Source organism: Candidatus Thiodiazotropha endoloripes (assembly GCF_001708965.1).
In the GTDB taxonomy this organism is placed as follows: domain Bacteria; phylum Pseudomonadota; class Gammaproteobacteria; order Chromatiales; family Chromatiaceae; genus Thiodiazotropha; species Thiodiazotropha endoloripes.
Genome location: NZ_LVJW01000006.1, coordinates 1,248,205 through 1,267,122, shown reverse-complemented (window position 1 = coordinate 1,267,122; position 18,918 = coordinate 1,248,205). Strand labels below are relative to the sequence as shown.

Sequence of the window (18,918 nt, the reverse complement as noted above, 5' to 3'; positions counted from 1 at the left end):
TTAGTGTTAACAGGCCCTAACAGACCTGATAGGCATTCATTGGCTGACCTGAAGAACAAAAAAAAGGGCGCCGAAGCGCCCTTTTTACCTTGTAGTCAATCCCATCAATATGAGATTAGAGTCCGGACCCCCTATTACCAGTGAATTCCGGATAGGCTTCCATGCCGCATTCCCCGAGGTCGACGCCTTCGTACTCCTCCTCTTCGCTCACACGGATACCCATGATCGCTTTGAGGACCAGCCATACGATGAAGCTGGCGATGAAAGTCCAGGCGAAGATCACGCCGAGACCCAGGAACTGTGCACCAAAGGCGGCATCGGTATTGGAGAAGGGCACGGCAATCAGGCCCCACATGCCAACCACACCATGCACCGAGATCGCACCAACAGGATCGTCGATCTTGATCTTATCCATGGTGATGATGGAGAAGACCACCAGGATACCGCCGATGGCGCCAACAATGGTTGCCCAGAGTGGGGTCGGTGCCAAAGGCTCAGCAGTGATCGCCACCAGGCCAGCCAGTGCGCCATTCAATGCCATGGTCAGATCAGCCTTGCCGAACAGGGCGCGGGCGGTCAACAGGGCCGCAATCACACCACCGGCAGCTGCCGCATTGGTGTTGACGAATACGGCAGCTACCGCATTGGCCTCACCGATGTCAGAGACTTTCAGTTCGGATCCACCGTTGAAGCCGAACCAGCCCAACCAGAGAATGAATGTACCCAGGGTCGCCAGAGGCATGTTGGCACCAGGAATGGCGTTAACCCGACCGTCAGCGGAGTATTTACCCTTACGAGCGCCGAGCAGGATGACACCGGCCAGAGCGGCAGATGCACCACACAGATGCACCACACCGGAACCGGCAAAGTCATTGAAGCCGGCCGCATCCAGGAAACCGCCGCCCCACTTCCAGTAGCCCTGCAGGGGATAGATCACACCGGTCATCGCCACAGCGAAGACCAGGAATGCCCACAGCTTCATACGCTCAGCCACGGCACCGGATACGATCGACATGGCGGTAGCCACGAAGACCACCTGGAAGAAGAAGTCTGACATACCGGAATAGTAGGTATCGCCATTGCTGGCCAGCACGTCTTCAACACTGTTGTCGCCACCGAACATGAAGCTCAGATCCAGCGCAGGGATGATGCCGTTGCCGTCAGCCGGGTACATGATGTTGTAACCCATCAGCATGTACATGATACAGGCGATGGCAAACAGGGCGACGTTTTTGGTAAGGATTTCGGCAGTGTTCTTAGCTCGGACCAGACCGGCCTCGAGCATGGCGAAACCTGCCGCCATCCACATTACGAGTGCACCAGACACCAGAAAATAGAAGGTGTCCAGTGCGTAGCTTAAATGTGTAATCGCTTCCACGATACTCTCCAGAAAGTAGTTACAAATCGGTTACAGTGCTTCAGAACCGGTTTCACCAGTACGCACACGGACCACCTGTTCCAGCGTGGTGACAAAGATCTTGCCGTCACCAATCTTGCCGGTCTTGGAGGCATTGGTAATGGCTTCGACGACCTGGTCGACAATGCTGTCATCCACCGCGATCTCAACTTTGATCTTGGGGAGAAAATCGACCACGTACTCGGCGCCACGGTAGAGTTCGGTATGACCCTTCTGCCGTCCGAATCCCTTCACCTCGGTGACGGTTATGCCGGCCACACCGACGTCAGAGAGCGCTTCTCTGACATCATCAAGCTTGAATGGCTTGATGATTGCGGAAATCATTTTCATGCTGTTACTCCTCAGTTATCGAGTCCGCCCGTAGGCGGACGTATGATTAGTCACGAAAAAAGGTCGCTTAGAACTCTTTTGAGTAAGAGACGAAGAAACGCATATCGGAGTCTTCACCCGGAGCGTCGGTATCATCCAGGTCGGTGTCAGAGAGACTGAAGGTCACATCACCAAAGTCACCGGCTGACTTGCTCAGGTCGATCTGATAGTGGGTGTAGTCATCCGCATCGGCATCATCATCGCCATCAGGTTCGACAAAACCAACGGTCAGGCCAATAGAGAAGTCTTCGGGAAGATCGAAGCCTGCGCCGATGTAGAAATAGAGATCCTCTTCAACTGCCTCCACGGCATCTTCAGCAGAAATCACATAGGCAACACCTGCTGAGAGGAAATTCCATCCCACATTGGCATTGACTTCAGCAAAGTCAGACTCCGAATCACTTGAGTAGGAGTAGTAGATCAGACCAGCGTCATAGCTGACGCCAGAAATTTCACCACCGTAGCCGCCATAGAAATCCAACTCGTAATCATCCCAAGCCTCAGAGATCCAGGTACCGGCATAGAGGCCACTTTCGTGAGAATAATCAATACCACCGGAGAAAGCGGTACTGTTGGCAGACTGGGTCAGACCACGCCAGACGTAGTTACTGGTGACACCGATGTTGGCACTGATATCAGCGGCAGCGATAGATGACAGCCCCAGCATAGCAATACCACAGGCCAGAGCGATTTTGTTCATTTTCATGGTTTTCAATTCCTCTACTAAACGATCATGACAAAGTTGAAATATTGGGTTCAGCTATTTCATGTAATAAGCCGAATGTGGCATTTACTAATCAGACTTCGTGCCAACCATTGCAACCCTCTGTTTATCAAATAAATTTCCTAATAATTCACTTTTTTGTTACAGCCAGGTAAAAAAGCTATGCCTTATTTGGATTCACAAAAAGCGGGCATGCACTGCTCTGGTGCACCAAAGCAGTGCATATATTTCAAACTGGGAGCGGGTTCACAACAGCGTCTCGTCAGAACCACATAGAGCGAAACCGTTGTAATAAAGCGACACTAAATCCGACTCAGAGGGCCTCTGGACAAGCGGACCAACACTGGCTATTGTCTGCTGCATGATAGATTCAAAACTGATTGACGACCTGGCCCAACGGCTCTCAAACACTCTGCCTGCAGGCATTCAAAGCATGCAGGGGGATGTGATGAAAAACCTGCGTGCCGGACTCGAGTCCGGACTGGCCAGGCTCGACCTGGTGAGCCGAGAGGAGTTCGAGGTGCAGGCCGCTGTCTTATCCCGCACACGGGAGAAGCTGAAACGCCTGGAGGAACAGGTCAAAGCGTTGGAAGAACAACAACGCTGAATTGCCCGATTCTGTCGCCCTGTCAAACCGACAGGGAAACTCGGAAAAGATTAACGCACCATTATTGTCACGTCGATACCGGAACCATCGACCTGCTACACCATGGAAGGAAGCCATGTCACTCGCCATCCTCTATTCCCGCGCCCAGGAGGGCATCAACTCACCCCTGGTGACCGTTGAGGTTCATCTTGCCAACGGACTCCCTGCACTCTCCATCGTCGGCCTGCCGGAGATGGCAGTACGGGAGAGCAAGGATCGTGTCAGGGGCGCACTGATCAACAGTCAGTTCGAATTTCCCGCCCGCCGAATCACCATCAATCTGGCTCCGGCCGACCTGCCGAAAGAGGGGGGGCGTTTCGATCTGCCGATCGCCCTGGGCATTCTCGCCGCCTCAGGGCAGATCCCGAAACAGGCCCTGGATCAGTATGAGTTTGCCGGCGAGCTGGCACTCTCGGGGCAGTTGCGCCGGGTACACGGCATCCTACCCGCCGCCCTGGCAGCCCGGGATGCGAAGCGGGCACTGATTCTGGCCGAAGATAACGCGGCGGAAGCCGCTCTGGTCGAGGGTCTGACCTGCCAGCCCGCCGACCATCTGTTACAGGTCTGCGCTCACCTAAAAGGCCTGGAGACCCTGCCGACCCAGCAAAAGGCCCTCGTCGAGTCGACACCCGAGCAGCCCGATATGGCTGACGTTATCGGTCAGCAGCAAGCGAAACGGGCGCTGGAGATCTCAGCGGCGGGTGCTCACTCTCTACTCTATATCGGTCCGCCCGGAACCGGGAAATCGATGCTGGCCGCCCGACTGCCCGGCATCCTGCCACCGCTGACCGAACAGGAGGCCCTGGAGAGTGCGGCGATACGCTCACTCGCCCAGCAACAGCCGTTTGATTCAAGCTGCTGGAGCCAGCGACCTTTCCGGGCTCCGCACCACACAGCCTCTGCGGTGGCGCTGGTCGGTGGTGGCAGTCATCCAAAACCGGGCGAAATCTCCCTGGCCCACCATGGGGTACTGTTTCTCGATGAGCTGCCCGAGTATGACCGGCATGTACTGGAGGTGCTGCGTGAACCGATGGAGAATGGCTCGATCACCATCTCCCGGGCCAATCGTCAGGCCGACTACCCGGCCCGCTTCCAGCTGCTCGCCGCCATGAACCCCTGCCCCTGCGGCCATCTGGGAGACGGCAGCAACCGCTGCCACTGCACCATCGAACAGATCAGCCGCTACCGCAACCGCATATCAGGCCCGCTGCTGGACCGCATCGATATGCATGTGGAAGTCCCCAGACAACCGATCCCGATCGGTGGTAGACAGAGCAACAGCCGGGAGGAGGGGAGTGAGCAGATTCAAGCCCGCATCCTTGCCGCCAGGAGACGCCAGTATCAGAGGCAGGGAAAGACCAATCAGGCCCTTGCCGGGCGTGATATCGAGACCTATATCCAGATCGACGGGGCGGGGCAGAAACTGCTGCAGAAGGCGGTCGATCAACTGGGGCTCTCGATGCGCGCCTATCACCGCATCATCAAAGTGGCCCGCACCATTGCCGATCTCGAAGCCAGCCCGGAGATCCTCACCCAGCATCTGAGTGAGGCGATTGGTTATCGGCGGCTGGACCGAAGACAGGAATACTGAGCAGCCACTTAGAAAGAGCCTTTCAAACCCTGTAGCTTGGCTCGGAAGGATTCAACCACCTGGCGATTGTCAGTTGAATCGAATACAACGGTCGGGACAAGCACCACCACCAGTTCTGTTCGTTTACTGAAACTCGACTCCTGACCAAACAGCCAGCCAATCAACGGCAGCTTGCTTAAAAACGGCAGACCGGAGGTGCCTTCGTTATCCCGATCTGTGATCAGTCCTCCGAGTACCAGAACTTCTCCATTTTTCACCGCTACGGTACTGTTGATCTTGCGGGTCGAGATGGTCGGCGAGCCCGATGTGCTGGAGGCCACCACGTCAGAGACATCACTCACCTCCTGAGTCACATCCAGAGTCACCAGGCCACCGGGATTGACCCGCGGTGTTACTTCCAGCATCACACCGGTTTCACGATAACTGATGCTGTTGATAATGGGTGAATCGGAATCTGTGGTGGACTGACGCTGCTGATCGACAATCGGGACTTCATCACCCACCTGGATCGAGGCGGTTTCATTATCCAGCACCATCACAGAGGGCGAAGAGAGCACCCGGATCAGAGAATCTTCGGCCAGGGCATTGAATACCGCCCTGACATCCGACGCTGAACGCAGAACAGAAAAGTTGAAGCCGGGCAATGTATTGCCCAATAGAGTGGATGTGCCACTGCTTAGCACCCCTTCACCAAGATAATTTGAACCCACATCCGAATTGAAAGCCCACTGTAATCCATATTTGAACTCATCCTGCAGGGCCACTTCGATGATGGTCGCCTCCACCATCACCTGAAGCTGGCGCACATCCAGTTTCTCCAGAGCATCCAGCATGTTGGCATATTGTGAGGGGGTTGCTGTGATCACCAGGGAGTTATGTTTATCATCTGCGACAACCCGGATCTCGCTCTTGCTCTCATTACCCCCGGCACCAAAAAAGGTCATGCGAGCCACTGAGGTTGTGGATAGGCTCTTCGACTCACTTTCGGTTGAACTGCTGAGAGTCTTTTTCGTCTTGCCTGGAGCTACCTGAGCGGATTTGCTCTTTTTCTGAGTTGCCCCTGAAGCTGAGAAGAGCTGTTGCAGCATATCCGCAAGCTCCACAGCTTCCCCATTCTGTACCCGATAGACATAGAGCTTCTGCCCAGTTCCCGACTCCTGGCTGTCGACCCGGTCGAGCCTCGGTATCCACTCCGCCACCCGATCCAGATAGCGCTTCTGCGGGGTAACCACCAGAATCCCGCCGGCTTCATCCACGGGCACCACCCGGAACATACCCTCGAGGGGGTTGGTATCGATGCTGCCGACGATCGCCTGCAGCTCCTTGGTCACGCTGGAGACTTTGGCGTATTTGAGAGGGAAAAAACCGACCGACAAACCCTCCATCCAATCCACGTCGAACAGCTGAATGGTCTCCAGCAGTCCGGCCAGTTCACCGCCGGTTCCACCCAACACCAGCAGGTTACGGGTGGCATCGACCCGGATCACACTGTTGGCTGGTGCCAGGGGCTGGAGAATCTGGGCCATCTCCCGTACACCGATATATTTCAACGGCACCACCTGCAGAGCGTAACCCGCCGGTATCGGTGCGCTGCCATCCGCCAGCCTGGGAACCTGCTGACCCTGGATCGCTTTGCTCAGAGGCAGGATCCGGTAGATCCCGTCCACCAGCACCATCGCAGCCCCATTCATTCGCAGCAGGGTCTCGAGGGTTGGCAGCAGATCGGCTCGACGCAGGGATTTTCCTGTCTGGATGGTCACCTTACCCTTTACTGCCGGATCGAGAATATAGCTCTCGTTGAGTAACTCACCAAGTACGGTCTGCACCACTTCCCGCAGATCCGCCTGCTCGAAATTCAGGGTGATATCACCGGCCGCTGACTCTGCAATACCCTTGCGACCGCTGGCCCGGCCCTGTTTGACAAACCTTCCGGTACCGTAATAGAGCTCCGGTTTCTCTGCTTTGGGGCTGGCCTGTGATGGCCGCTCCCGGCCAAATGCCTCAACACCGGTATCCTTATCCTCCTTTGGCCTGCCAGGAATCAAATGGCCGGGGGGGACTTCACTTTTACCGAGGGTCGGATCTTCACTGTCGGAGCGACTGTTGAGGTTGGCACAACCGGTAACGAAGACCAGCAGCAGAACGGGGAAGATGGTGTTAATTGACATCAGATGGTGTTTGTCTGCAAAAGATTACTCTTGGAAATAGTCTGCCAGGATAGGCTAACTACCGGGCAATCGGACATTTTAGCCTGAATGGGCCCGCCGGTCACTTGAGAGTGTAAATCCTGCTGGAGAGTTCCATCCGAACCGGGGCTGGTGCAGGTTGTGAGCCTGCACCAGCTGATGTTCCGCCTGGTGTTTTTTGACAGTGATCGATTGCAACGATGGAGGCTTATCGGCAAAGCCCCCGTTCCACTTCATTACGAATCTCCCGGCCCTTCAACTGCTCGATCAATTCCAGGGCAAAATCCATGGCGGTTCCCGGCCCCCGGGAGGTGATCACCTTATCGTCGCTGATCACGGCATCCGACATCACAGCAACCTGCGGCAGGTTCATACCGTCGAGCACGCCCGGATAGCTGGTCGCCTGGCGCCCATCCAGTAGACCCGCACCGGCCAATACCTTCGGTGCAGCACAGATCGCAGCGGTATATTTACCCTGCTGATGCAGCTGCTTGAGGATTGCATGAATCCTCGGATCCGCATCGAGATAGTCGGCGCCAGGCAAGCCGCCAGGCAGCACCACCATATCGAATTCATCGGCATTCACATCGTCAAGAGTGGTATCGGGTAGCAGTGTCACGCCACGTGACGCCTTGACCGGATTCTCATCGAGCCCGGCGGTGACCACCGTCACACCGGCCCGGGTCAGCAGGTCGGTGATGGTGACAGCTTCCAGCTCTTCACACCCTTGCGCTAGGGGGACGAGGACGCGTGCCATTTCAGTACTCCAACAGGCTAATATTGATAGACTCAGAGCCACCCAAAGAGGCCCAGTCATGGCGCCGTCCGCAGGCAATGGCTATCCCATTGTCAAGGACGGCAACGCCGAATGGGCCTATTTGGGGGGCTCCCTTCGGGCGAGGCGAGAAGCGGAAATCTGCGTTGTTGTGCTCCTTTGAATTAGCGACTGCTAGTCCTGCGCTCGCACGCCTAGCAGCTTACCGCTTCTCGCCTCGCTGAGTCTATCAATTTTAGCCTGTTGGATTACGAAACTCCTGTGTTTGATGATTTCAGAAACCGGGACCAGTTCGATCCCCTGCTGTTTAAGTTTAGGCAATTCTTCCTGCAATACAGCCAGGGTCGCCCCATAGGGGTGACCGATTCCAATCGCTTCACCCCGCTCCCGGGCGATCGCCACCAACTTCTGGAGCTGCAACCTGATGAGTGACTTTTCCGGCACATTGTCGAGAAACACATCCCGACGTCCATTACTGATCAGATGGCGCTGCGCCACCCTTTCGGCCACGGTCAGTTCGGTAGTGCGGCTGTCGATGAAATAGAGCCCCTGACGACGTAACTCCGACATGATCCAGCGCATCGCCGTGGGATCCCGGGTGAGCAGGCTCCCCATATGGTTGTTGACTCCGGCAACATAGGGCACCGAGGCGAGATTGCGCTTCAGGGTTGCGACAAAGTGGGATTTGGGCATCGCCAGTGTCAGCGCCCCATTCCCCAGAGGATTACCCAGATCGGACTCCATGGGCAGATGCAGCATCACCTCTTTGTTGAGCTCATGGGCGCGGGTCGCCAAATGCCAGGTAAAGGGGGTTTGCGGCAAAAAAGCGTAAGTCACCGGGCCCGGTAGATTGATCGCCCGTTCTCCCGCGGCTTTCTGGTTGCCCAGATCATCGATGATCAGGCCGATCCTGACCGGGTGTTCCAGTTGAGGATTCTGCTGAAGCTCAGCCTTGAGGGTAGGGGAGAAGGCGATAACTATCCATAGCCCGATCAGAAACAGTCTGCTCATCGGATGTTTGGCAAAGGCCGGCCGTCACCGCTGCAGTACACCCTGACCTGGGTGCTGTGCGAGCCTCTGATGTCACGCTTTAGAATCGGATAGTGCACAAGTTATCGGTATTTTACCCCGCCCCTTTTCTGGCATTCAGAATGGCAAGACCCTTCAGCAGATTCAACGCCTCACCCAGTTGATAATCTTTAGCGGCCACCGACTCATCCCCTTGATCCGAATCGGATGGCTGGTTTTCCTCACTCTCCTCGTTGCCGTTCTCCAGGTGACCGGTCAGATTCGACTCCTTGATCGGTCCAACCTGATCTTTCTTCACCTTTGAGAGGGTAAAGTCCTCCAACTCGATATCCGGTTTGATCCCTTCCGCCTGAATCGAACGACCGGATGGGGTGAAGTAACGTGCCGTGGTCAGCTTCACTGCGGCGGTATCGGTGATCGGAATGATGGTCTGGACAGAACCCTTACCGAAGGTCTGGCTGCCCATGATGACGGCGCGCCCATGATCCTGCAGCGCACCCGCCACAATCTCCGAAGCGGAGGCGGAGCCTTCATTCACCAGCACCACAATCGGCGCCCCTTCGAGCACATCATCCGGCGCCGCTTCGAAACGCAGCTGGGAGTCGGTCTCACGGCCCTTGGTATAGACAATCAGGCCATCTTCGAGAAAGGCGTCACTGACCGAGACGGCGGCATTCAACACCCCGCCCGGATTGTTGCGCAGATCCAGCACCATGCCCTGCAGATCCCCCTCGGATTCACCTTTCAACTTGCGCAGCACTTTCAGCATGTCTCTGGCGGTATGGGTTTGAAACTGAGAGATCCGTAAGTAGGCAAATCGATCATCCAGCAGGCGGCTCTTGACGCTGGCAACCCGGATCACGTCCCGCACCACGGTGATTTTGATTGGCTTCTCTTCCCCTTCACGGATGATGGTCAGCTCCAGGGGCGTACCCGGTTTGCCGCGCATCAGGGCAACCGCCTCATTCAGGCTCATGCCCTTCACCGGTGTCTCATCGAGGCGCACAATCAGATCACCGCTGCGGACACCGGCCCTGGCCGCCGGCGTGTCATCGATCGGCGCGATCACTTTGACAAAGCCGTCTTCCATGCCCACCTCGATGCCCAGGCCACCGAACTCACCTTTGGTTCCGACCTGCAGATCCTTGTAGTCTTCCGCATCCAGATAGTTGGAGTGTGGATCGAGCCCGGAAACCATGCCGCGGATGGCATTTTCCAGCAGTACCTCATCATCCACCGGTTCCACGTAGTTTGCTTTGATACGCCCGAAAATGTCCGCAAAGGTTCTCAACTGCTGCAGCGGCAGGTTGTTCTTGGACTCCCCATCCTCTTCCGCGGGCAGTGCAAAAGGTATCAGCATTACAGCCATCACTATCAGGCTGAAACCCAGTCGGTTATTCCGCATAACGGCTTTCATCATCTGCTTTTCCTACATTCGTGCCGCTACTTGAGTAGCAGGCTCATGATTCGATGCGGCCGGATCATCTCCAGAGGGCCAGCCAATGCTCAACCCGCCGCTTGAAACGCGCTGCTGACCGATCTCCATCCGAGATCCTCAGCGTGACGCCAATCTGTCGCTCTTTGTGTTGTGAGTAACTGGATAAAAAGATAGTTCCTTCACAGCCTTACCCGCAATCACCCGCCCCCGGATCCGACGACACCATTGGGTTGGGTTTTTCGGCTTTCCGTTATGCCGAATGCCAAAATAGACCCCCGATGAGGCGCGACCCCCACTGTTACCCACCTGAGCAACCACCTCTCCAGGCTCCACCCACTCACCGGTCTCTTTGAAGAGGCTCTGATTGTGCCCGTAAAGACTCATAAAGCCTTCACCGTGATCAATGATCAACAACAAGCCAAAGCCTCGTAACCAGTCGGCAAACGCCACTCTGCCGTGGTGAATCGCTCGCACCTCCTGTCCTTCCGGTGCGGAGATCAGCACCCCGTCCCATTTCAATTTACCCACCTCCCGGGTGGAACCGAAACGGGCCTCCAGCTTGCCGCTGGATGGCCAGGGCAACTTACCTTTGCGCTTTTGGAACGAGACATGGGCCGTTGGATTGATCGGGATATCCACCAGCGCCTGTTGAATCTCCTCCAGCAGAGACTGCAGCTGTTTCTCGTCTGTTTTCAGACTCTCTAACTCCTGACCTTTGTTTTTCAATCGGCTGTTGAGACTGGCGATGATCCTTTTACGCCCGGACTGAGCCGCTTCGAGCTGTTTTTTCTGCGTCAGGTTTTTCGATTGGAGTTGTTGCAGGCGTTGCTCCTCCCGAGCAATTTGCTGTTCAATCTTGTTCAATTTCTGCAGATTCACCCGAATCTGCTCCATCTGTTTCAGGCGGGCCGTATTAAAGTAATCGTAATACACCATCACCCGACTGACTACTGCTGGATCTTGTTGATTGAGCAGGATTTTCATTTTTTCCTGCCGCCCCATGGCGTAGGCGGCGCGAAGCTGTCTTTCAAGCGATGAGCGGTGTTGATCCAGACGCAGTCGGGCATCGGCCCGTTCCCCTTCCAGCTCCGACAGACGACGCTGTTGACGTTTCAAACTCTGCCTGGTGACCCGAATCCGGCGGGCCAGCGTACCGATCTGCGTTTCCATCTCCTGCAGCGCATGACTCTGCTCCTGCCGTTTGCCTTCGGTGTTGCGTAACTGCTGCTGCAGCGTCTGAATCTTGCGTTTGACCTGTTCGAGTTTTGTCTTTGCCTCCTCTTCAGAGGCCTCCGCTGCTACCTGCATCGCCATCAAGGCGAGACAGCATCCAACACAGAGCGCCGCAAGGCGACTCAGACACAACACAGATTAGGCCTCATCGAACTCAATCAGAGACCGCCCCTTCATCTCATCCGGTTGTGACAACCCCATGATCTTCAGCAGGGTTGGGGAGATATCGCAGAGTGCGCCGCCCTCAAGCAGCTGGGCATTGTGCCTACCGACATAGACCAGAGGCACCGGATTGGTGGTGTGAGCCGTATGAGGTTGATGGTTGATATGATCCTCCATCTGTTCCGCATTGCCGTGATCGGCGGTGACCAGCATCTCGCCATCGACCAGATGGAGCGCCTTGAGCACCCGGCCCAGACAGTGGTCCAGGGTTTCGATGGCCAGCTTGGCCGCCTCGAACTTGCCGGTATGCCCCACCATGTCACTGTTGGCGAAATTACAGATGATGGCGTCGTATTTACCGCTCTCGATGGCCTCGACAAGATGGTCCGTCACCTCCTCCGCGCTCATCTCCGGCTTCAGATCGTAGGTCGCCACCTGGGGTGAGGGCACCAGAATCCGGTCTTCACCTTCAAACGGTTTCTCTCGCCCGCCATTGAAGAAAAAGGTCACATGGGCATACTTCTCCGTCTCTGCGAGACGCAGCTGCAGCAGACCCTGTTTGGCGATGTATTCACCGAATACATTGCGCAATTTCTCGGGAGGAAAGGCGACCGGGATATCAAACTGCTTATGGTAACGGGTCAGGCTGACAAACTCCGCCAACGCCGGAACCCGCTCTCGCTTGAACGCGTCAAAGTCAGTCTCAACGAAGGATTTGGTCAGCTGTCGTGCCCGATCCGCCCGGTAGTTGAGGAACAGCATCACATCCCCATCTTCCACTCTGGCTGGGGATGCGCCGGGCGGGGTTACCGAGGTTGAAGCCACAAACTCATCGGTCTCACCCCGTTGATAGGCATCCTGCAGTCCGCTAATCGCATCTTCCACCTGATAAGCCGCTTTACCGTCCACCAACAGATTGTAGGCCTGCTCCACCCGCTCCCAGCGGTTGTCCCTGTCCATCGCAAAGTAACGTCCGATCAGGCTGGCGATGCGGCCCACACCCAGAGATTCGAACACCTCAGTCAGGGCGACCAGGGATGCTTCGGCACTTTTCGGCGGAGTATCCCGACCATCCAGGAATGCATGGAAATAGACCTGTTTGGCGCCACGCTCGACCGCCAGTTTGGCCATTGCATGGATATGCTCCTCATGACTGTGCACCCCGCCGGGAGAGAGCAGCCCGAGCAGATGCACGGTCTTGCCGTTCTCGACCGCCTTATCGACGGCTGTGGTCAAAGTCTCATTGGTGAAGAACGAACCGGTGCGGATTGACCGGGAGACCCGGGTAAACTCCTGGTAGACGACTCTGCCGGCCCCCAGATTGAGATGACCCACTTCAGAGTTGCCCATCTGGCCACCAGGCAGCCCCACGGCAGCCCCCGCCGTGGTAATCAGGGTATGCGGATGCTCACGCCACAATCGATCCCAAACCGGAGTACGGGCTTCTGTGATGGCATTTACTTCTGTGTCTTCACTATAACCCCAACCATCCAGAATGGTCAGGACGACCGGTTTAGGTCTGTCGCTCATGTTGATTCTCTTCAATAAAGACTATTTAGCGCGGTAAGCGGTGATAAAGGGTGGTCAAAAAAACTGTCTGACATTCAGTCGCCAATTAAATCACCAAATACCTGACCAGACCAGAAAACCAGTACCATTTCATCAATCTGAAATAAAGATTGATGGTTTTTCTTTCAGTATGTGTGATAAATGGATATTCCCTTTATACTGCAAGGCTTTTAATGGCTACCGAACCCCATTGAAAGCAAAAAATGGATAAAAAGTAACCAGATTAAATAAAGGGGTTCTCATTGCCACGAAAAACAGCGTATTATTGTATTAGTTACTAGTAAAAGGCTGGACGTATATGGAACACAAGTACAGTAAAAGCGCCCAACCCCTGGAGTTGAATGAACCCGAGGGCATGAATAATCTGTTTGCCACAGATGACGATGTTGACCGCGCCTCCCGCTCTCTGAAGGCCATGTCACATCCTCTGAGGTTGAAGATTCTATGCACCCTTGGCGCTCAGGAAGTCAGCGTCCAGGAGATTGTCGAACAGGTGGGCACCTCTCAGAGCAATATCTCGCAGCATCTTGCGATTTTGCGGGATAAAGGCATTCTCGCTTCACGCAAGGATGCCAACCGGGTCTACTATCGGGTCAGCGATTTCCGCACCTTGAAGTTGATCGGCATGATGCGGGAAGTCTTCTGTACCCACACGCCCTGAGAGCTCAGCAGCAAAACCACCTTCTGCTGCTGCCCCGTAGAATCAAATAAACTCTCCCATGGCTGTGCTCTGCACAGCCAAATTCACCAGCTCTGGCCACACACCCCTTAACCATTGCTGCTGGCTGGTATAAACTCCGCTCCCTGTAGAACAATCAGCTGCACATGAGGCGCCGAATGGAACAACTCATCGAATTTGCGATGAATCACTGGGTACTCGTCACGTCCTTTTCACTGGTCACGGGCCTTTTGATCTTCAATCTCTCTCACACTGACAGGAGCGCTGTCGGGCCCTCTGCCGCAACAGAATTGATCAACAACCGTGAAGCGGTGGTGGTCGATGTCAGACCGGCAGCGGACTTCAACAAAGGCCATATCATCAATGCCATCAATATTCCCAGCAATGGCTTCGCCAGCCAGATCGGGGCGTTGAACAAATATAAGGACAAACCGATCATCGTCAGCTGTCGGTCCGGTGCCCAGTCATCCGCCGCCTGCCAACATCTGAAGAAAGCCGGGTTTGAAGAGGTGTTCAACCTAAAAGGCGGTATACTCGCCTGGCAGAGTGACAACCTGCCTGTCACACGTAAGAAAAAGTAGTCTCACCACCAGGAAACCAACATGACCGAAGAAGCCAAGCAAGACGCGCCGAACCGAGAATTTGCCGTTCAACGCATCTATACCAAGGATATCTCTTTTGAGACCCCAAACTCTCCGGCTGTTTTCCAGCAGGAGTGGAAGCCGGAAACCGGGGTCAATCTGAATACCGAAGTCAATAAACTCAACGATGATGTTTTCGAGGTGACCCTGACGGTCACGGTCACCACCAAACTGGGGGAGCAGACCGCCTATCTGGCGGAGGTCAAACAGGCCGGGATCTTCACCGCCAAGGGCTTTCCGGAGCAAGAGATGGGCCCCCTGCTCGGCGCCTTCTGCCCCAACCAGCTGTTTCCCTATGTGAGGGAAGTGGTCTCTGACCTGATCACCAAGGGCAGTTTTCCACAGATGGTATTGCAGCCGGTCAATTTCGACATGATCTACGCTCAACATCAGCAGGAGCGGGCGAAACGCGCAGAGACAGAGGCTGAAGGCCAAAGTCAGCATTAATGGGTGACGCCAGGGAACAAGCCGTTGCGGTTCTGGGTGCCGGTTCCTGGGGAACCGCACTCGCCATACTGCTGAGTAGCGAGGGACAACCGGTACGGCTTTGGGGGCATCTCAAAGCCGAAGTCGATGCACTGCTCGAAGATCGGGAGAATCGACAGTTTCTACCTGGCGTCCCGCTGCCCCCCTCACTCACCCCGGAAGCTGACCTGCAGCGAACCCTGGAGCAGGCTTCGGAGGTGATCATCGCAGTACCCAGCCACGCCTTCAGCGCCGTTACCAAGGCCATCGAACCTCTGCTCGACGGCAATCCCGGAATAGCCTGGGCCACCAAAGGGTTTGAACCGGGCAGTCAGCGACTGCTCAGCGAAGTGGCCGCCAGCCATCTGCCTGGCCGGGATCTGGCCGTGATCTCAGGTCCCACCTTTGCCGGTGAGGTGGCCCGAGGATTGCCGACTGCCATTACGGTTGCCTCTACCAACCCGGCACATGCCGATCGCCTGGCCAACAGGCTGCATACCTCATGGTTTCGCGCCTATACCAGCAGCGACATGATTGGTGTGCAGGTAGGCGGTGCAAGCAAAAACGTGCTGGCGATCGCCGCCGGCATCGCCGATGGGCTTGGATTCGGCGCCAATACCCGTTCCGCACTGATCACCCGTGGCCTCACCGAAATCATGCGACTGGGGCTGAAACTTGGTGGAAAATCGGAAACCTTCATGGGGCTGGCTGGATTGGGCGACCTGCTGCTGACCTGTACCGACAATCAATCCCGCAACCGCCGTATGGGCCTTGCCCTGGCCGAGGGCCAGACACTCGAGAGCGCGAGAGCGAAGATCGGTCAGGAGGTTGAGGGTGTGCATACCGCCAAAGAGGTTTACGCCCTGGCTCAGCGGCTGCAGGTCGAGATGCCGATTTCAGAGCAGGTCTACCGGGTGTTGTATGAGGATCTGAATCCGAAAACAGCCGTCCACAACCTGCTGGACAGAAGCCAGAAAGCAGAGGGTCTCTGAGCTACGCCCCAACCGGGGCATACTGAGACCGAATGGTGCGGACTTAACCAGTCATTGGTGGGGCATGGCCCCACCCTACACTCTGAATTCAACAGTAGGGTGGGGCCATGCCCCACCAAAAACCCTTTGATACGCTCAATGCAATGTGTCTCTTGGCGCTTAAGTAAGTGCCAATCGTGCTGAGACCCAATTAATCATTTACCACCGAGATAGTCACACTGCCGCCAGGCCTCATACAGGATCAATGCCACAGCGTTGGAGAGATTGAGACTGCGACTGTGAGGCTTCATCGGAATGCGGATACGCTGCTGGGGATCCAGCGCCTGTAGGACTTCTGCCGGTAGACCCCGGCTCTCAGGGCCGAATAGCAGGGCATCGCCAGGCTGATAGTCGACGGCAGCATAGCCACGTTGGCCCTTGGTTGTACAGGCAAACAGCCGCTCTGGCCTCACATCGGCAAGAAACTCATCGAGCGAAGCATATTCCCCAACATCGGCCCATTCATGATAGTCGAGACCTGCCCGCCTTAAACGTTTATCATCCAGCTTGAAACCCAGGGGGTGAATCAAATGCAATTTGCTGCCACTATTGGCACACAGGCGTATGATATTACCTGTATTCGGTGGGATCTCCGGCTCATAGAGTACGATATGAAACACCCCACCCTCCTAACTGAAGATTATATAAAGGTTCATGAGCAGCAATAGCCAGCCAACATTGAATACCGATTTTTGTGGTATGTCGTTCAACAGCCCCATTGTTCTCCTCTCCGGGTGCGTCGGATTTGGTGAAGAGTACACAAGGGTAAACGGGTTTAGCAATCGGGATGTGGGGGCTGTCTGCCTCAAAGGAACCACCCAGGATGCCCGTCTCGGCAATCAACCCCACCGGGTCTACGAAACACCCCAGGGCATGCTCAACGCCATCGGGCTGCAAAACCCCGGGGTCGACCACGTAGTCAATCAAATACTGCCCAACCTGGACTTTACCGAGACCCGCTTCATAGCCAATGTCTCAGGATCGAGTGTGGAGGAGTATTACGAGGTAACCCGCCGCTTCGATGACTCACCCATCGATGCCATCGAGATCAATATCTCCTGCCCGAATGTGAAAGAGGGGGGGGTGGCCTTCGGCAACGATCCTGCCATGTCCGCCAAGGTGGTTGAGACCTGTCGTAAAGCGACAGACAAACCATTGATAACCAAACTCTCCCCCAATCAAACCGACATAGCGTCCAATGCAAAGGGGTGTATTGAAGCCGGGAGTGATGCCTTTTCAGTGATCAACACCCTGATGGGCATGGCGATCGATATCGAGAGCAGAACGCCCATCATCGGCAATAACCAGGGAGGATTGTCAGGTCCTGCAATCAAGCCTGTAGCACTGCTCAAGGTTCATCAGGTCTACCAGGTCTGCAAAACCCATCAGATCCCGATCATCGGCCAAGGCGGCATCACTTCGGCTGAGGATGCTCTGGAATTCATCATTGCAGGCGCCAGTGCTGTCGGTATCGGAACCGCACTGTTCTACGATCCTTTGGTGTGCAAATCGATCAATACGGGTATTACTGAGTATCTTAAATCCCATCAGCTCTCCTCTGTGGATCAGCTGGTTGGAACACTCCAGATGAATCAATCAAAACCCAGCAAGTGTGGCTGTTGATCATCGAGAAAGGAACAATGAGTGAGACTATGAGCCATCCATCACCTGAAATCCTAAAACAACTTAATCCACTGCATCATCTGTCCGATGATCAGCTCGAACTCCTGAGTCGCTCGCTCAAGACCTATACAGCCGGCAAAGGATTGATGATCATAGAGCTGGGTGACACAACGGAATTCAGCCTCTACCTGCTGAAAGGCAGAGTGCAGCTCTATTCAGAGGATGGACGCATCAGTGAAATCAGTGCAGATACGCCTAAAGCGCAAAATCCCATCGCCAGTCTGATTCCCCGTCGCTACAGTGTCGAGGCGATCTCTCCAGTTGAATATCTGATGGTGGACAACGCCCTGATCAAAGGACTCATCTCTGATGATGAGGAGGGGATAACCGCCACCGAAATCGATGGGGAGATCAAACCCTACGACAAAGACAGTGCGGAGAACAGTCTGACCGAGGCACTGTTGGCGGATCTCGATGAGGATAAACTTGTACTGCCCAGTCTGCCGGATGTTGCGGTGCGTGTCGGCAGGGCGATGCGGGACGAAAACACCAACGCACGTAAACTGGCAGAAATCGTACAGACAGATCCCGCCATCACCACCAAACTGATCCGCGCGGCAAACAGCCCGCTGTATGCCGGCGTCACGCCGGTTGACTCCTGTGCTGCCGCGATTGTCCGGCTCGGCGCCGACACCACTCATAAACTGGTGCTGACCTTTGCGCTGCGCGATCTGTTCAATACCCGCTCCAGTATCTTGAAGGATCACATGCGAGATCTATGGACACACAGTGTCAAGGTCAGTGCCGTCTGCTACATCCTCTCCAAGGTCACCAAACGCTTCAATCCGGAGCATGCCATGCTGGCCGGACTGCTACATGACATTGGTAACGTGGCGATTCTCAGTTATGCCGAACGCTTTCCCGAAGTTGCCAATGATGCTGAAAAGCTCGATCAGGTTGTAGCGGATATGCGTGGCAGAATCGGCAGTGTCATCCTGCGTAACTGGGGTTTTATCGAGGACTTGATTGAAGTCACCATACATGCGGAAAACTGGCTTCGTGAAATCGAGGGCGAGGCAGATTACGCCGATCTTGTGATCGTGGCGCAGCTGCATACATTCATCGGCAGCCCCGCGATGAGCAGCCTGCCAAGTCTCGATCAGGTACCGGCCTTTGGACGGCTCAATCTGGGTGAATTAACACCCAAACTAAGCTTGAAGATTCTTGATAAGGCCGATGAAAAAATCGCCCACGCTGAAGCGATGCTGATGGGCTGATTGCACGCAGGGATTCAATTCAAAACGTCCCCCGGATAGCCGCTGGTCATCAAATACCAGCGA

The 18,918-nt window shown here is 55.3% G+C and carries 18 protein-coding genes; 8 read left to right on the top strand and 10 right to left on the bottom strand.

Annotated features, from left to right (window positions below; genetic code table 11):
* Positions 1 to 115: 115 nt before the first annotated feature.
* The 3 genes from A3193_RS16380 to A3193_RS16370 all read right to left on the bottom strand — a co-directional run bounded on the left by A3193_RS16380 (position 116) and on the right by A3193_RS16370 (position 2,492).
* Positions 116 to 1,378 carry an ammonium transporter gene (locus A3193_RS16380; RefSeq protein WP_069015306.1) on the bottom strand — a complete coding sequence of 421 codons (1,263 nt, stop codon included), beginning with the start codon at positions 1,376 to 1,378 and terminating at the stop codon, positions 116 to 118.
* A gap of 30 nt (positions 1,379 to 1,408) precedes the next feature.
* Positions 1,409 to 1,747, bottom strand: a complete 339-nt coding sequence (locus A3193_RS16375; protein WP_069003169.1) for a P-II family nitrogen regulator — start codon at positions 1,745 to 1,747, stop codon at positions 1,409 to 1,411.
* A 67-nt stretch (positions 1,748 to 1,814) separates the two neighbouring features.
* Complete coding sequence (locus A3193_RS16370; protein ID WP_069003170.1) at positions 1,815 to 2,492, bottom strand: TorF family putative porin; 678 nt, start codon at positions 2,490 to 2,492, stop codon at positions 1,815 to 1,817.
* 379 nt (positions 2,493 to 2,871) lie between these two features.
* On the opposite strand from A3193_RS16370, the gene ubiK reads away from it, so the two are divergent.
* Both ubiK and A3193_RS16360 read left to right on the top strand, forming a co-directional pair.
* Positions 2,872 to 3,117, top strand: a complete 246-nt coding sequence (ubiK, locus tag A3193_RS16365) for a ubiquinone biosynthesis accessory factor UbiK (protein WP_068994689.1) — start codon at positions 2,872 to 2,874, stop codon at positions 3,115 to 3,117.
* Positions 3,118 to 3,232: 115 nt separating this feature from the next.
* Positions 3,233 to 4,747: a YifB family Mg chelatase-like AAA ATPase gene (locus A3193_RS16360; protein WP_069003171.1), complete on the top strand. Its 1,515-nt coding sequence runs from the start codon at positions 3,233 to 3,235 to the stop codon at positions 4,745 to 4,747.
* Positions 4,748 to 4,755: 8 nt separating this feature from the next.
* On the opposite strand, the gene gspD is transcribed toward A3193_RS16360, so the two are convergent.
* The 6 genes from gspD to gpmI all read right to left on the bottom strand — a co-directional run bounded on the left by gspD (position 4,756) and on the right by gpmI (position 13,100).
* A complete protein-coding gene (gspD, locus tag A3193_RS16355; RefSeq protein ID WP_069003172.1) occupies positions 4,756 to 6,915 on the bottom strand; it encodes a type II secretion system secretin GspD in 2,160 nt (719 codons plus the stop codon).
* Positions 6,916 to 7,141: 226 nt separating this feature from the next.
* Complete coding sequence (locus A3193_RS16350) at positions 7,142 to 7,690, bottom strand: DJ-1 family glyoxalase III (RefSeq protein WP_069003173.1); 549 nt, start codon at positions 7,688 to 7,690, stop codon at positions 7,142 to 7,144.
* 192 nt (positions 7,691 to 7,882) lie between these two features.
* Positions 7,883 to 8,719 (bottom strand): divergent polysaccharide deacetylase family protein, encoded by an 837-nt coding sequence (locus A3193_RS16345; protein ID WP_069003174.1) that lies wholly within the window; start codon positions 8,717 to 8,719, stop codon positions 7,883 to 7,885.
* 112 nt (positions 8,720 to 8,831) lie between these two features.
* Positions 8,832 to 10,157 (bottom strand): S41 family peptidase, encoded by a 1,326-nt coding sequence (locus A3193_RS16340; RefSeq protein WP_069003175.1) that lies wholly within the window; start codon positions 10,155 to 10,157, stop codon positions 8,832 to 8,834.
* A gap of 135 nt (positions 10,158 to 10,292) precedes the next feature.
* Positions 10,293 to 11,543, bottom strand: a complete 1,251-nt coding sequence (locus A3193_RS16335; RefSeq protein ID WP_071932352.1) for a murein hydrolase activator EnvC family protein — start codon at positions 11,541 to 11,543, stop codon at positions 10,293 to 10,295.
* Between the two features lie 3 nt (positions 11,544 to 11,546).
* Positions 11,547 to 13,100, bottom strand: a complete 1,554-nt coding sequence (gene gpmI / locus A3193_RS16330; protein WP_069003177.1) for a 2,3-bisphosphoglycerate-independent phosphoglycerate mutase — start codon at positions 13,098 to 13,100, stop codon at positions 11,547 to 11,549.
* Positions 13,101 to 13,494: 394 nt separating this feature from the next.
* Between gpmI and A3193_RS16325 the strand changes: the two genes are divergently transcribed.
* The 4 genes from A3193_RS16325 to A3193_RS16310 all read left to right on the top strand — a co-directional run bounded on the left by A3193_RS16325 (position 13,495) and on the right by A3193_RS16310 (position 15,916).
* The gene (locus A3193_RS16325; RefSeq protein ID WP_069004087.1) at positions 13,495 to 13,800 is read left to right on the top strand and encodes an ArsR/SmtB family transcription factor; all 306 of its coding nucleotides are present in this window, start codon (positions 13,495 to 13,497) and stop codon (positions 13,798 to 13,800) included.
* A 176-nt stretch (positions 13,801 to 13,976) separates the two neighbouring features.
* On the top strand, positions 13,977 to 14,399 hold the full coding sequence (locus A3193_RS16320) for a rhodanese-like domain-containing protein (protein WP_069003178.1): 423 nt from the start codon (positions 13,977 to 13,979) through the stop codon (positions 14,397 to 14,399).
* A gap of 21 nt (positions 14,400 to 14,420) precedes the next feature.
* Positions 14,421 to 14,906 (top strand): protein-export chaperone SecB, encoded by a 486-nt coding sequence (gene secB / locus A3193_RS16315; protein WP_069003179.1) that lies wholly within the window; start codon positions 14,421 to 14,423, stop codon positions 14,904 to 14,906.
* Positions 14,906 to 15,916 (top strand): NAD(P)H-dependent glycerol-3-phosphate dehydrogenase, encoded by a 1,011-nt coding sequence (locus tag A3193_RS16310; RefSeq protein WP_069003180.1) that lies wholly within the window; start codon positions 14,906 to 14,908, stop codon positions 15,914 to 15,916. Before secB ends, A3193_RS16310 begins: the two co-directional genes overlap by 1 nt.
* A 194-nt stretch (positions 15,917 to 16,110) precedes the next feature.
* Here the strand turns inward: A3193_RS16310 and trmL are convergent, their stop codons facing one another.
* Complete coding sequence (trmL, locus tag A3193_RS16305; RefSeq protein ID WP_069003181.1) at positions 16,111 to 16,575, bottom strand: tRNA (uridine(34)/cytosine(34)/5-carboxymethylaminomethyluridine(34)-2'-O)-methyltransferase TrmL; 465 nt, start codon at positions 16,573 to 16,575, stop codon at positions 16,111 to 16,113.
* A gap of 34 nt (positions 16,576 to 16,609) precedes the next feature.
* On the opposite strand from trmL, the gene A3193_RS16300 reads away from it, so the two are divergent.
* A complete protein-coding gene (locus tag A3193_RS16300) occupies positions 16,610 to 17,578 on the top strand; it encodes a dihydroorotate dehydrogenase (protein ID WP_069003182.1) in 969 nt (322 codons plus the stop codon).
* Between the two features lie 29 nt (positions 17,579 to 17,607).
* Positions 17,608 to 18,855 carry an HDOD domain-containing protein gene (locus A3193_RS16295; protein ID WP_235615018.1) on the top strand — a complete coding sequence of 416 codons (1,248 nt, stop codon included), beginning with the start codon at positions 17,608 to 17,610 and terminating at the stop codon, positions 18,853 to 18,855.
* The last annotated feature ends 63 nt before the right edge of the window (positions 18,856 to 18,918 follow it).